We start from the raw sequence: 13,024 nt of genomic DNA on the forward strand, positions 1-13,024 counted from the left end.
CTGTTTTCATGCGGTTTGGTCCGCATCGTTCCGGCGCACTGTCGCCGGATTTGGTGACGGGAGCAATAGCGACAAAGGATCGAGGCCGGAAGGCTTGATTATGTGTGCGTGTGGGGTTTATAAAATTGCAAACAGTAAATTGCGAAATTGCAACATGGCGATCGGCAAGCTCTATATCGGCCGCAAGGTGCGCGCGCTCCGCGACCAGATGAAGGCGACGCAGGCGCAGTTTGCCGAGCGCATCGGCATTTCCACCAGCTATCTCAACCAGATCGAGAACAACCAGCGGCCCGTTTCGGCCGCCGTGCTGCTGGCGCTGGCGGAGAAGTTCCAGATCGATATCGGGGAACTCTCCTCCGGCGAGGACGACCGGCTGCTCTCGGCGCTTTCCGAAGCGCTCGCCGATCCGCTCTTTGCGGCCTACGAGCCCGGCTTGCAGGAGCTGAAGCTGGTGGTGCAGAACGCGCCGGGGCTGGCCCATGCGCTGATCGCCAGCCACCAGGCCTATCGCCGCACCTCGGACGAGCTGGCGAGCCTCGACGATCGCCTCGGCCGCCAGCCGGGCGCGGGCGAGACGACGCCTTACGAAGAGGTGCGCGACTTCTTCCACTTCGTCGACAACTACATCCACGAGCTCGACCTGTCCGCCGAGCAGCTGGCGGCCGAGATCGGGCTTGGCGAGGGGGAGCGGCCGGGCGCGCTCGCAGCCCACCTCGAACGCCGCCATGGCGTGCGTGTCGTGCGAGCCGAGCCCGGCGACGAGACGCTGAGGCGCTACGATCCGGCCGCGCGCATCCTGACGCTGAATGCCTATGCGCCGGCGCCGACGCGCGATTTCCAGACGGCGCTGCAGATCGCGCAGCTGGAAGCCGGCCGGCTGGTGGAGACGATCGTCACGGAGGCCGGGTTCCGCACGGTAGAGGCGCAGGAGATCTGCCGCATCGGGCTGCACAATTATTTCGCCGGCGCGCTGATCATGCCCTACCAGCCCTTCCTGAAGGCGGCGCGGCTGCTGCGCCACGATATCGAGCTGATGGCCGTGCGCTTCGGCACCAGCCTCGAACAGGTCTGCCACCGGCTCTCCACCCTGCAACGGCCGGGCTCGAAGGGCGTGCCGATCTTCTTTGCCCGCATCGACCGGGCCGGCAACATCACCAAACGCCACAGCGCCGCCAAGCTGCAATTCGCCCGCTTCGGCGCGGCCTGCCCCTTGTGGAACGTGCACGAGGCCTTCGAGCAGCCGGGCCGCATCATCCGGCAACTGGCGGAAACGCCCGATGGCGCACGCTATCTCTGCATCGCCACCCAGATCACCAAGGGCGGCGGCGGCTTTCGTGCGCTGCAACTCCGCTACGCCATCGCGCTCGGCTGCGAGATCTCCTATGCCGAAAGCTTCGTCTATGCCGACGACCTCGACCTCACCAACCGAACCGCCTTCGACCCGATCGGCATTTCCTGCCGCATCTGCGAACGCACCCGCTGCCCGCAACGCGCCGTGCCGCCGCTGAAGCGCAAGCTCACCATCGACCACGACCGGCGCGGGGCGCTGCCTTACGAAATGGGCTGACGCGAAAAGGCCCGCAGCCTGGCTGCGGGCAAGTGCGGCAGTGCATCTACCATTCTCAGAGGAGGGAGCAGAGCGTTTCAGGCGCGTTCGGTTCGCCTGAAACGCTCTTGCGGAAGCCGGGAGGGGGGACTTCGGCTTCCGATACCGGGCAGGATCAGAAATCCTGCCAGCCGCCGGAGCGGGCATTGGCAAGGCGACGGGCGGAGCCGGAAGCGGCCGGGGCAGCCTGCGCCATGCCGCGCGCCGTCTCCCGCAGCGCCTTCACGGCGTGATCCGTGCCCTGCGCCAGACGGAACTGGCCGATGAGGGCGCGCAGCGCACTGGATTCGCTCGCAAGTGCCGCACTCGCCGCATTGGTTTCCTCGACCATCGCCGCGTTCTGCTGGGTCACCTGATCCATCTGGTTGACGGCGGTGTTGACCTCCGACAGGCCGACCGACTGCTCGCGTGTCGAGGTGGCGATCGCCTCCATATGCGCGTTGATGGCGGCGACATGGGTGCCGATGGTGCGCAGGGCCTCGCCGGTGTCGGAGACCAGGCGCACGCCATGCTCCACCTCGCTTGCGGAGTTGCGGATGAGATCCTTGATCTCCTTGGCCGCCTGGGCCGAGCGCTGGGCAAGCTCGCGCACTTCCTGGGCGACGACGGCGAAGCCCTTGCCGGCCTCGCCGGCGCGGGCGGCCTCGACCCCGGCATTCAGTGCCAGGAGATTGGTCTGGAAGGCGATCTCGTCAATGACGCCGATGATGTTGGCGATCTGGGTGGAGGAGCGCTCGATGCGCTCCATGGCTTCCACGGCGCCGGCCATGACGCGGGCGCTTTCGGCGGCGCTGCGATTGGCCTCGGTCGCCACCGTGCGGGCCTCGTCGGCCCGGCGCGAGGAGGAAGAGACATTGGCGGTGATCTCGTCGAGCGCCGCGGCCGTTTCTTCGAGCGATGCGGCCTGCTGCTCGGTGCGCTTGGACAGATCGTCCGAGCCGCGGCTGATCTCGGCCGAGCCGGCATCGATGGAGGCGGCGGCGGTGGCAACCGCGGTCATGGCGTCGGCGAGCTGGGCGACCGAGCGGTTGAAGTCGGCGCGCAGCTCCTCGAAGGCGGCGGCGAAGGGTTCGTCGAGGCGCACGGCGAGGTCGCCGGCAGCGAGCTGCTTGAGGCCGGTGGCAAGCTGGCCGGTGGCATGCGCGGTCTCCTCGGCCTTGAGCTTTTCGATATCGGCGACGCGGCGGCGTTCGCCCTCCGCACGCTGGCGCTGATCGGAGGCTTCCTGTTCCAGCGCGAGATTGGCGCGGGCATTGTCGCGGAAGACGGCGACGGCGCCTGCCATGCTGCCGATCTCGTCGGCCCGGTCGGCAGCAGGGATCTCGGTGTCGAGCGCGCCATCGGCAATGCGGCGCATGGCCCCGGTCATGGTGCTGATGGGCTGGGCAATGGAGCGACCGACGAACCACATGGCGATGACGCCGGCGCCGGCGATGAGGAGGCCGACCAGCGTCTGCATCCACTGGTCGCGGCTGTTGCGTGTGGCAAGCGCGCCGTCGAGCGCGATCGCCTTGGAAAGCGCCACCTCTTCCGGCACGTCGATCAGCACCGCCCAGGGTGTGGTGGTGCGGCCGATGACGATGGGAGAGACCGCCTGAACGCGGCCATTGGCTTCGAGCGCGACGGCCCTGCCGGCCTTGATGGTCTCCATCAGCCCGGCAATGGCGGACCGGGCAGCCTCTGCCGGCTGGCCGATCGTGTCCGGCCGCTCGCTGGAGGCGACGACGAGGCCCATATTGCTGATGATTTCCACCGATGCCTTGCCGTCATAAATGCCGGCCTTGACGTCTTCGGCGAGCTTCTGGACGAAGGAAAGGTCGAAGTCGGCGCCCGCCACGCCGGCAAAGCGGCCATTGACGGTGATCGGCACGGACATGGTGGCGAGATACACCTTCTTGCCCTGCACGATGTAGGGCAGCGGATCGAGGATACTTTCGCCGCCGCCCGACTGCGGGCCGATATACCAGCCGCCCTTCATCACGCCATTCGGATGCAGGTCGCGGCTGTCATATTCGACCAGCGGCTGGATATCGATCTTGCCGGCCGCGTCGCGCGTCCAGTAGGGCAGGAAGCGGCCGGTGGCGTCCGATCCGGCCTGATGGTCGTCGCGGTGCTCCTTGTCGAGACCGTCAAGCGCATCCGGCTCCCAGGCGCTGTAGGTGCCGTTGAAACGCGGATTGTCCTTGAGGACGTTGAGCAGCATGCCATTCAGTTGCACGCGGCGCTGGGCGGCGGGTGTCGCGCTGTCGCCGCTGACCACAGCCTCGAAGGATCGCGCCATGTTGCGGGCCGAATCGAAGGCGCCGTCCAGCGAGGCGCGGATGGTGGCCGCCTGGCTGGCGCCGAGCCGCAGAAGGCTCTCCTTCGTCAAGTCCCGCGTCATCTGTGAGACATTGTCGGAGACATAGGTCTGGCTGGCTGTCGAGGAGACGAAGCCATAGGCAAGCAAAGCGCCGCTGGCGGCAAGCATGCTGAGGCTGGAGAGGACAACAATTTTTGCTTTTATCGACCGAAACTGCATGATGAACCCCGTTTGACTTTCCTGCCAAAGATCAAGTCATCGACATGACTTTCTTGAAGGGCAGGTTTCACGCACAGGGTTTCCAAAACGTTAAGGAAACTGACGTTATCCGTTCAATCGAAAAGTGATAATAAACGATATTTTTCAATGATATATGAGAGAACCTCGATCGATCGACTCGCGGTCATCGTCTCAGATGTGAGACAGGGCGCATGGTGGAAATTCCAAAAGTTCAGTGTCTTAAAAGTATAATTCGAGATTGGAAACTATAAATTTGCGCTTTATCAAGCCGGCCCCGGAAGACCGTCCGGCGTGCTCTCACATCTGCGCCGTCATGCCGCCATCCACGACGAGCGTGTGGCCGTTGACGAAGCTGGCAGAAGGCGCGGCGAGGAAGACGGCGGCAGCGGCGATCTCGTCCGGCCGCCCCCAGCGCTTCAGCGGAATGCGGGTCTCGACAAAGGGCCGCAACCCTTCGTCCTCGGCCAGATGCCGGTTGGTCTCGGTGGCGAACCAGCCGGGCGAGATGGCGTTGACAGTCAGCCGCGACGAACCGACCTCGACCGCCAGCGAGCGCGTGAGCGCCTCGAGCCCGCCCTTGGCGGCGGTATAGGCGGGATCGCCGGGCCGGGCATGGGTCGCGGCAATCGATGTGACGAAGATCAGCCGCCCGGCCGGCGCGCGCTCCAGATGCGGCAGCGCGGCCTGCGCCATGCCATAGGCGGCGACGAGATCGGTTTGCACGAGACGCGAGAAATCGGCGGCCGGGAGATCACGGATGCCGCGCCGGTCACGCACGCCCACGCCGTGGACGAGGATGTCGAGCCGGCCCGTGGCGGCGATGATCGTCGAGACGATCGCTTCCGCCTCCGTCTCGACATCGCCGGCTGCGGCCTCCAGGCGCACTCCCCCGGCGGCTGCGGCCTCGACGGCCTCGGCAAGAGCCGCCGCATCGCGGCCGTTGATGAAGACGCGCGCGCCGGCCCGCGCCAGCGCCTTGGCCATTTCAAGGCCAAGCCCACGTCCGCCGCCCGTGACGAGGGCGGTGCTACCTGAGAGATCGAACATGGTGGAACTCCTTGGGGCACGCTCACGGCGAAATGAACAGGCTCGGCCGTTTGCCGACAAACTGCCGCATTGCGGTAAGATACCGTAACGCCTATCTGTTTGGGACGGAACCCGGGAAACGGCATGATCGACAGGACATCGAAGGGATCGCTCTGGCTGCGCATCGTCTGCGCCGTCGCGGTCCTGTGCCTGGCGCTTGTCGGCCCGCCGGTGGCGGCGCGCACGGTGAAGGCCGGGCCATCCATGGCCGCCTTCGCCCTGCCGGACGGCACGCTCCCCGATCTCTGCCTCGACGGGGATGACGAGCCCGACCACGGCGACGGGCACGGCAAGTGCCTTTCCTGCTGCCTGCCGACAACCTTCCTCCTGCCCTCCCCGGATGCTCATGCGCTTGCCGCGCCGGATCTGGTCAGCCTCGGCCGCATGCCGGCCTTTGCGGGCGCCCTGCCCGTGGCGTTGCGCGCCGGCGCTTTTTCGGCACGCGGTCCGCCGTCCCTCCTTCCTGCCTGATGTCGCCGCCTGCCGGGTTCCCGGCGGGAATGCCATCCGCCGTGCGGCCGAAGAAGCGTGCCGCCGTCGCCGAAGGAAGCTGACCCCATGACGACCCCTATCCTGATTGCCGCCGCGCCGGCCGCGGACACTGCCGACGAAGCCCTGGCGCTGGCACCCGCCTGCCAAGCGGCCTGCGACGAGCGTCCGCTCTGCACCCGCCCGCTCGGCAACACGCTGATCGCGCCGCGCACCGCGCTCTTTCACCAGGGCATCACCTGCCCCTTCGTCTACCGCATCACGGAAGGCTGCGTCTGCGTCTTCCAGGCGCTGCCGGACGGGCGGCGGCAGGTGATCGACGTGCTCGGCCCCGGCCGCCTGATCGGCAATGCGCTGACGGGCGACGCGCCGTCTGGCGCGGAAACGCTGACCTTCACGCGGCTTGAAGCGCTGGACACCAGCGGCGCGGCCGAGCGCGGCGCAATCGAAGCGGCCCTGCGCCACATGCTGACCCGCTCGCTGGCGCATGCCACGCTGCTCGGCCGCAAGACGGCAACCGAGCGCGTCGCTTCCGCCCTGATCGACCTCGCCGCCCAGTTCCGCCGCCGTCCGCGCAATGCCAGCACACGGCGCGTGACCTTTACGCTCTACCTGACCCGCGCCGACCTTGCCGACTGGCTGGGCCTGACGCTGGAAACCGTGAGCCGCTGCCTCAACGCCTTCAAGCGCGACAATGTGATTGCCTTCGACCATCCCGAAGTGGTGACGGTGAAGGACATGGCGGCGCTGACGGCGCTGGCCGGCGGGATGACCGCGGGCAGCCATAAGGACAAGCGCAGCAGCGCTGGCGGGGCCGTGGTCGCGCCTGCGGTGGCAACGGCGGCGACGCCGGCATTTGCCTGACGCGTGGCGGTGTTCGGGAAGCGAGCGGTGGGGTGGCTCACCGTCGTCCCTGGGCTTGACCCGGGGACGACGCGGCCCTCGGCGCCCCTGGCCGTGGATCCTCGGCTCGGAGGCCGAGAATGACGGAGGGTGGGGTGGCGGCTGCACCCAAATCAAGCGGCCTGCACATTCGAGACAGAGCTGACGACGCAGGGTGTGGGGACGCGCTTGCCTGAACAGGCGGGGTGCCTTCCCATGCAGACGCACTACCCGCGCCCGACGAGCGGCATTTGCGTGGCCATGACCGTCATGGTGAGCACGTTGGCGTCGAGCGGCAGGCTCGCCATGTAGACGACGGCGCGGGCCACGTGGGTGACATCGATGGTTGGTTCCGGCCTTGTCTCCCCGTTCGCCTGCAGCACGCCGCCGCTCATGCGGGCGGTCATGTCGGAGGCGGCGTTGCCGATGTCGATCTGGCCGCAGGCGATGTCGAAGGGGCGGCCGTCGAGCGCGGTGGATTTGGTGAGCCCCGTGATGGCGTGCTTGGTGGCCGTGTAGGGGGCGGAGAAGGGCCGCGGGGTCTGGGCGGAGATCGAGCCGTTGTTGATGATGCGCCCGCCACGTGGGCTCTGGGCCTTCATCATCCGCATCGCCTCGCGGGTGCAGAGGAAGGGACCGGTCAGGTTGGCGGCCAGCACCGACGACCACTCGTCGAAGGAAAGCTCTTCCATCGGCACGGCGCGCGCGCCCATGCCGGCATTGTTGACGAGAAGATCGAGCCGGCCGAAGGCGGCCTCGATCCCCGCAAAGAGGGAGGCGACAGAGGCGGGATCGCCGACATCGGCGGCAATGGCGCGCACGTCGGCCCCGGTTTCGGCCGCAATCGCGGCTGCGGCCTCCTCCAGCACGGCAAGACGCCGGCCGCTGATGACGAGCGCATAGCCCTCGCGGGCGAGCGCCGTTGCGATGGCCTTGCCAATGCCCGTGCCGCCGCCGGTGACGAGTGCGATCTTCGGCTGTGTCATGGTGCTGATTCCTCCTCGAGCTTTACGGTACGCAACGCAATGCCTTGCTCGCCGTGTGTTCTGTCATCTGAGATCTACCAAACCCACTCCGCAAGACGTTTCGGATGTGGACGAGCCCGTCCTCCATGTCATGCTCGGCCCCGAGCCGAGGAACCATCGCCTCACCCGTAAGCGCTTGAAAGGTGGATCCTCGGGTCAAGCGCAAGGATGACGGCGAATTACGAAGTGGCTTCAAGCAAGACTGTCCGCGAACGGAGGTGGTGACGGCAGAGAGCTTTTCGCCTTGATTTAAGGGACTGCGTTGTCCTTGTAACTGAGATTTTTCCGGTTCTGGTATAGTCCCGGTGCCGGGAACTGGCCGGGGAGACCGAAATCCATGCACAACCTTCTGACCGACATTGCCGGGGTGCGCGTCGGCCACGCCACGGATCTGGCGCTGGGTTCGGGCGTGACGGCCATCGTCTTCGACCGGCCCGCGACCGCTTCGGGCAGCGTGCTCGGCGGCGCGCCGGGCGGGCGGGATACGGCACTTCTCGACCCTGCGATGACGGTGTCGGAGGTCGATGCCTTCGTGCTCTCGGGCGGGTCGGCCTTCGGGCTGGACGCGGCGGGCGGCGTGCAGGCCGGGCTTCGGGCCGACGGGCGCGGCTTTGCCGTGGGGCCGGCCCGCGTGCCGATCGTGCCGCAGGCAATCGTCATGGACCTGCTGAACGGTGGCGACAAGGACTGGGGACTGCATTCGCCCTATCGCGACATGGGGCTTGAGGCCTACAGGAACGCGACAGCCGGCGCCTTTCAGCTCGGAACGGTCGGCGGAGGCACAGGGGCGACGACGGCGACCGTCAAGGGCGGACTGGGCTCGGCGAGCGCGCGGACCTCGAAAGGCTTCACCGTGGCGGCGATCGTCGTCGTCAACGCGCTTGGCGCACCGACGGTGGGTGACGGTCCGCATTTCTGGGCGGCGCCCTTCGAGCGCGATGGCGAATATGGCGGGCTCGGCCTGCCGCATCCGCTGCTCGAGGAACATGTCGCGCTGCGCATCAAGGGCGCGGGCCGCATTGCAACCACCATCGGCGCCGTCGTGACCGATGCGACGCTGACCAAGGCCGAGGCGCACCGCCTGTCGCTGCTCGGCCATGACGGCATCGCCCGCGCCATCCTGCCCGCCCATCTGGGGCTCGACGGCGACACGGTCTTTGCCGCCGCGACAGGCGAAAAGGGCCGGCCGGAAATGGCCGATTTCCTCGAACTCTGCCACCTCGCCGCCAGCACCATGGCACGCGCCATCGGCCGGGGCGTGCATGCGGCCGACGCGCTGGCGGTGGACGGTGCGCAGGCGAGCTGGCGGGATCGCTGGGGCGCGTAAGGGGCCGGACGTCGGCGTACCCCACCTCATCTGCCTGCCGGCATCTTCTTTCCAAGGGGAGAAGAGATCTGAAAGCAGCCCTCGCAGAGAAGGTGGCCGGAAGGGTCGTATGAGGGGGACGCGCCGACGGAACCCTTTGGCGGCTCGCGCGTTGCTGCGCCATCACGCGGGGGACATCACGCCTTGGATAGCGACAGCGAACGGATGCCGGCACCGGGCGAAGGCCTGTTGCGGCGCGACGACCAGAAATCCTCCAAGGCGAGCTTTCCCGAACTCTTCTTCGACCTCGTTTTTGTTTTCGCGTTGATCCAGTTGTCGGAAACGCTGGTCGAGGACTTCTCCTTCGGCATCGCGGCGGAAGCGCTGCTGTTCATCTTCGCGCTCTGGTCGCTCTGGATCCAGACGACCTGGGTGACGAACATCCTGAACGCCGAGCACGAAAGCGTGCGCCTGCTGCTCTTTGCGCTCATGCTCTGCGGCATCCTGATGGCAATCGCGCTGCCGGATGCCTTCGGCGAAAAGGGCCTGCTCTTCGCCGGTGCTTACGTCGCCTTGCAGATGACACGCTCCCTCTTCGCGCTCTTCGCCCTGCGGCGCGCCGGCAGCGAGCAGGCCGGCATCTTCACCCGCATCACGATCTGGACGGCGGGCAGTTCCGCGCTGTGGCTGGCCGGCGGCCTGGCCGAGGGCGAAACGCGCATCCTCCTCTGGGCGATCGCGCTTGTCGCCGAATATCTGGCGCCGATCGTGCGCTACCGGCTGCCGGGTCTCGGCTGCGGGGCGAACGAAGAGACGGACATCAATGGCGAGCATCTGGCCGAACGCGCCGCGCTCTTCGTCATCATCGCGCTCGGCGAAACCATCCTCACCACCGGCAAGAACGCATCGGAACGCTTCGACGACGCCACGACGCTGCCGGTGCTCGTCTGCGCTTTCCTGAACACCGTGCTGATGTGGTGGCTCTATTTCCATGACGGCCAGCAACAGGCCGCCGACAAGGCAGAAGAGGCGGAGGCCGCCGAGACGGCACGGGAAAAGCCCGTGAGCACGGTGCGCACGCTCTTTGCCTACACGCATCTGCCGATCGTGGCGGGCATCATCCTGACGGCGGTGGGCGAGGATTTCGCGCTCTCGCACCCGCATGCGCTGACGCCGATGCAGGCAGCGGCGATCCTTGCCGGCCCCGCGATCTTCCTCATCGGTGTGGGCTGGATGAAGATTTCGGCCGGTGCGGCGCTGCCCTATTCGCATGCGGCGGGGCTCGCTCTCCTGGCCGTCGGCGGCGGGGCCGTGTCGCTCGCCAGCCATATGGGATTGCAGTTCTACGCAACGGCCGTGCTGCTTGGCGTGTGCGTGTGGGAATATGTTGCGCTCGCCCGTGCGCGTCGGGTGGCGTGAGTTCAGGCCGGCAGGCGGCTGAGGGGCAAGGGCCGAACCCGCCTCACGCCGGCGGCAGGATCAGGATCGCCCTGAAGTCATTCACATTGGTGAGCGTCGGGCCAGTGACGACCTGGGCGCCGATGGCGGCGAAGACGCTGTGGGCGTCGTTGCGCGCCAGGGCCTCGGCGGCATCGATACCGGCGGCGCGGACGCGGGCGAGCGTCGAGGGGCCGATCACGGCGCCGGCCACCTCGGCTGCGCCATCCACGCCATCCGTATCGCAGGCAAGCGCGTGAATGCCCGCGGCGCCATCGAGCGCCAGGGCAAGCGCGAGGCAGAATTCGGCATTCGGACCACCGATGCCGTCGCCACGGCGCGTCACGGTCAGTTCGCCGCCGGAGAGCAGGAGGACCGGGGCATCGCCGGGTGTGAGCGTCCGGCGGATGGCGCGGGCTTCTTCGGCCTGGGCAACGGCGACGTCGCGAGCCTCGCCTTCGATGGCATCGCCGAGCAGGCGGACGCTGCAGCCGGCGGACCGCGCAAGATCGGCGGCGGCGTCGAGCGACTGGCGCGGCGCGGCGACGATGACGTTTTCGACCCGCGACAGGCGCGGATCGCCGGGCGGCACGACACCGGTGGGGCCCGACAGGACGGCGCGGACGGCCTGGGGCACCGGCACGGCATAACGCGCGAGAATGGCCAGCGCATCGGCCGGCGTCGAGGCATCGCCAACAGTCGGGCCGGAGCCGATGAAGGCGGGATCGTCGCCCGGTACGTCCGAGATCATCAGCGTCAGCATGCGCGCCGGGAAGGCGGCGGCCGCAAGCTGCCCGCCCTTCACGCGGCTTAAATGCTTGCGCACCGTGTTCATGCGGTCGATGGGCGCGCCGGAGGCAAGAAGGGCTGCATTGACCGCCTGCTTGTCGGCAAGCGTCAGCCCTTCGGCCGGCTGCACCAGCAGGGCGGAGGCGCCGCCGGAAATCAGCGCCAGCACAAAATCATCTTCGCCCAGCGTCTTGAGGAGCGCGAGCATGCGGGCCGTTACCGCAAGCCCCGCCGCATCCGGCACCGGATGGGCGGCCTCGACGATCTCGATGCCCCGGCAGGGGCGCGCGTAGCCATAGCGGGTGATGACGAGGCCCTCGCACGGGCCCCAGGCGGCCTCCACGGCTTCGGCCATGCGGGCGCTGGCCTTGCCGGCCCCGACGACGACCAGACGGCCCGGCGGCTTTTCCGGCAGGAAGGCCGCCAGCGCGCGCATGGGATCGGCCACCGCCACCGCGCGGTCGAAGAGACCGCTGAGGAAAGCCCGGGGATCGCCAAGGGGGCCGGTCATCGGCAGGCGGGCCGGATCAGGCGGTGACGTCGATGACGACGCGGCCGCGCACCGTGCCGGCCATGATGGCATCGGCAAGGCCGAGAATGTCGCTCATGGGCCGCACCTCCGTCATGGCGTCCAGCAGGGCGGGGTCGAGGCTTTCGGCAAGCAGCGCCCAGGCGGCGGCACGCTTCTCGTGGCTCGCCATGACGGAATCGATGCCGATCAGCGCCACGCCGCGCAGGATATGCGGCATGACGGTGGCCGGAAGATCCGCGCCGCCGGCAAGGCCGCAGGCCGCCACAGCACCATCGCGCACGGTCTGGGCAAGCACATTGGCGAGCGTGGTGGAGCCGACGCTGTCGATGGCGCCCGTCCAGCGCTCCTTCTGCAGCGGCCCGCCCTTTTCGGCAAGGGCGGCGCGCTCCACGAAGCCGGTGGCGCCGAGGCGCTGCAGATAGTCATGGGTATCCGGCCGGCCGGTCGCGGCCGTCACGCGGTAGCCGCGCCGCGCCAGAAGCGCGACCGAGACCGAGCCGACACCGCCGGCCGCCCCCGTCACCAGCACCTCGCCGTCGCCCGGCTGAATGCGCCCCCAGCGCTCCAGCGCCACGACGGAAAGGGCGGCCGTATAGCCGGCCGTGCCGATCGCCATGGCCTGTTTCAGCGAGAAGGCCGCGGGCAGGCGCGTCAGCCATTCGGCCTTGACGCGCTGGTAGCGCGTGTAGCCGCCGCCGGTGGTTTCCGACATGCCCCAGCCATTGACGATCACGGCATCGCCGGGCTTGAAGGCCGGGTCCTTCGATTCCAGCACCGTGCCGGCGAGATCGGCCCCGGCAATCATCGGCAGGCGCCGGGCGATGCGGCCGCTGCCCGTCACGTTCAGCCCGTCCTTGTAGTTCAGCGTGGAATAGGCGACCTGGACCAGCACCTCATGGTCCGGCAAATCGGCCAGCGTGATCGCCTTCACGGCGCCCTGCGGCTTGCCATCCACCTCGTCGATCACCACCGCCTTGAACGTCTCGCTCATGTCTCGTCTCCCGAAGCCGTCTTTGCCGCGGACCATGCCACCAGCCGACCCCGATGGCCACCCCTTCGGAAGGCGAATGCCGGCCCGCCGCAGCCCCCTGCCCAAATCCTGGGCATGCACTTTTTCATGGCGTGTAAACCATGCAGACCAGATATGCGTGTGTCCCTCTGGCCTTTTGCCCAAGGATGCGGCAGAGGAGAGCCGCATCACGGCATATTGCGGCCTGCGCAGGGACAGAGGTCCCCGGTGCGCTGATCAAACACTCGCCGCCCGTGAACAATGCCCGGCCATACCGCCCGGCAAAGCAAACTGGAGCACTCCTCATGTCGACGCAGCGCG

General features: G+C 67.8%; 10 protein-coding genes. 5 read left to right on the top strand and 5 right to left on the bottom strand.

Going from position 1 to position 13,024, the window contains the following annotated elements; translation table 11 throughout:
• Positions 1–154 precede the first annotated feature (154 nt).
• Positions 155–1,567, top strand: coding sequence for a short-chain fatty acyl-CoA regulator family protein (locus ACED18_RS14100; RefSeq protein ID WP_377293265.1), 1,413 nt, complete (start codon positions 155–157; stop codon positions 1,565–1,567).
• Between the two features lie 154 nt (positions 1,568–1,721).
• Here ACED18_RS14100 and ACED18_RS14105 read toward each other — a convergent pair whose 3' ends face one another.
• Entirely contained in the window at positions 1,722–4,076 is a 2,355-nt protein-coding gene (locus tag ACED18_RS14105; RefSeq protein ID WP_377293267.1) for a methyl-accepting chemotaxis protein, read from the bottom strand.
• A 369-nt stretch (positions 4,077–4,445) separates the two neighbouring features.
• The gene (locus tag ACED18_RS14110) at positions 4,446–5,195 is read right to left on the bottom strand and encodes an SDR family oxidoreductase (RefSeq protein WP_377293269.1); all 750 of its coding nucleotides are present in this window, start codon (positions 5,193–5,195) and stop codon (positions 4,446–4,448) included.
• 123 nt (positions 5,196–5,318) lie between these two features.
• On the opposite strand from ACED18_RS14110, the gene ACED18_RS14115 reads away from it, so the two are divergent.
• Together ACED18_RS14115 and ACED18_RS14120 are read left to right on the top strand one after the other, a co-directional pair.
• Positions 5,319–5,705: a hypothetical protein gene (locus tag ACED18_RS14115; protein ID WP_377293271.1), complete on the top strand. Its 387-nt coding sequence runs from the start codon at positions 5,319–5,321 to the stop codon at positions 5,703–5,705.
• A gap of 87 nt (positions 5,706–5,792) precedes the next feature.
• Positions 5,793–6,587, top strand: a complete 795-nt coding sequence (locus ACED18_RS14120) for a Crp/Fnr family transcriptional regulator (protein ID WP_377293273.1) — start codon at positions 5,793–5,795, stop codon at positions 6,585–6,587.
• A gap of 245 nt (positions 6,588–6,832) precedes the next feature.
• Here ACED18_RS14120 and ACED18_RS14125 read toward each other — a convergent pair whose 3' ends face one another.
• Complete coding sequence (locus tag ACED18_RS14125) at positions 6,833–7,591, bottom strand: SDR family oxidoreductase (protein WP_377293276.1); 759 nt, start codon at positions 7,589–7,591, stop codon at positions 6,833–6,835.
• Positions 7,592–7,967: 376 nt separating this feature from the next.
• Between ACED18_RS14125 and ACED18_RS14130 the strand changes: the two genes are divergently transcribed.
• Together ACED18_RS14130 and ACED18_RS14135 are read left to right on the top strand one after the other, a co-directional pair.
• Positions 7,968–8,957, top strand: a complete 990-nt coding sequence (locus tag ACED18_RS14130) for a P1 family peptidase (RefSeq protein WP_377293278.1) — start codon at positions 7,968–7,970, stop codon at positions 8,955–8,957.
• A gap of 204 nt (positions 8,958–9,161) precedes the next feature.
• Positions 9,162–10,355 carry a low temperature requirement protein A gene (locus ACED18_RS14135; protein WP_377293489.1) on the top strand — a complete coding sequence of 398 codons (1,194 nt, stop codon included), beginning with the start codon at positions 9,162–9,164 and terminating at the stop codon, positions 10,353–10,355.
• Between the two features lie 43 nt (positions 10,356–10,398).
• On the opposite strand, the gene ACED18_RS14140 is transcribed toward ACED18_RS14135, so the two are convergent.
• Both ACED18_RS14140 and ACED18_RS14145 read right to left on the bottom strand, forming a co-directional pair.
• On the bottom strand, positions 10,399–11,673 hold the full coding sequence (locus tag ACED18_RS14140; protein WP_377293280.1) for a glycerate kinase: 1,275 nt from the start codon (positions 11,671–11,673) through the stop codon (positions 10,399–10,401).
• A 16-nt stretch (positions 11,674–11,689) separates the two neighbouring features.
• On the bottom strand, positions 11,690–12,685 hold the full coding sequence (locus ACED18_RS14145) for an MDR family oxidoreductase (RefSeq protein WP_377293282.1): 996 nt from the start codon (positions 12,683–12,685) through the stop codon (positions 11,690–11,692).
• Positions 12,686–13,024: the final 339 nt, after the last annotated feature.

This window comes from Rhizobium sp. SG2393 (assembly GCF_042610495.1).
GTDB lineage: Bacteria > Pseudomonadota > Alphaproteobacteria > Rhizobiales > Rhizobiaceae > RU20A.

What these genes read in the sequence shown, in the direction of transcription:
- ACED18_RS14100 (WP_377293265.1), top strand. Translation starts at nt 155, where the DNA reads ATGGCGATCGGCAAGCTCTATATCGGCCGCAAGGTGCGCGCGCTCCGC.
- ACED18_RS14105 (WP_377293267.1), bottom strand. Translation starts at nt 4,076, where the DNA reads ATGCTTGCCGCCAGCGGCGCTTTGCTTGCCTATGGCTTCGTCTCCTCG.
- ACED18_RS14110 (WP_377293269.1), bottom strand. Translation starts at nt 5,195, where the DNA reads ATGTTCGATCTCTCAGGTAGCACCGCCCTCGTCACGGGCGGCGGACGT.
- ACED18_RS14115 (WP_377293271.1), top strand. Translation starts at nt 5,319, where the DNA reads ATGATCGACAGGACATCGAAGGGATCGCTCTGGCTGCGCATCGTCTGC.
- ACED18_RS14120 (WP_377293273.1), top strand. Translation starts at nt 5,793, where the DNA reads ATGACGACCCCTATCCTGATTGCCGCCGCGCCGGCCGCGGACACTGCC.
- ACED18_RS14125 (WP_377293276.1), bottom strand. Translation starts at nt 7,591, where the DNA reads ATGACACAGCCGAAGATCGCACTCGTCACCGGCGGCGGCACGGGCATT.
- ACED18_RS14130 (WP_377293278.1), top strand. Translation starts at nt 7,968, where the DNA reads ATGCACAACCTTCTGACCGACATTGCCGGGGTGCGCGTCGGCCACGCC.
- ACED18_RS14135 (WP_377293489.1), top strand. Translation starts at nt 9,162, where the DNA reads ATGCCGGCACCGGGCGAAGGCCTGTTGCGGCGCGACGACCAGAAATCC.
- ACED18_RS14140 (WP_377293280.1), bottom strand. Translation starts at nt 11,673, where the DNA reads ATGACCGGCCCCCTTGGCGATCCCCGGGCTTTCCTCAGCGGTCTCTTC.
- ACED18_RS14145 (WP_377293282.1), bottom strand. Translation starts at nt 12,685, where the DNA reads ATGAGCGAGACGTTCAAGGCGGTGGTGATCGACGAGGTGGATGGCAAG.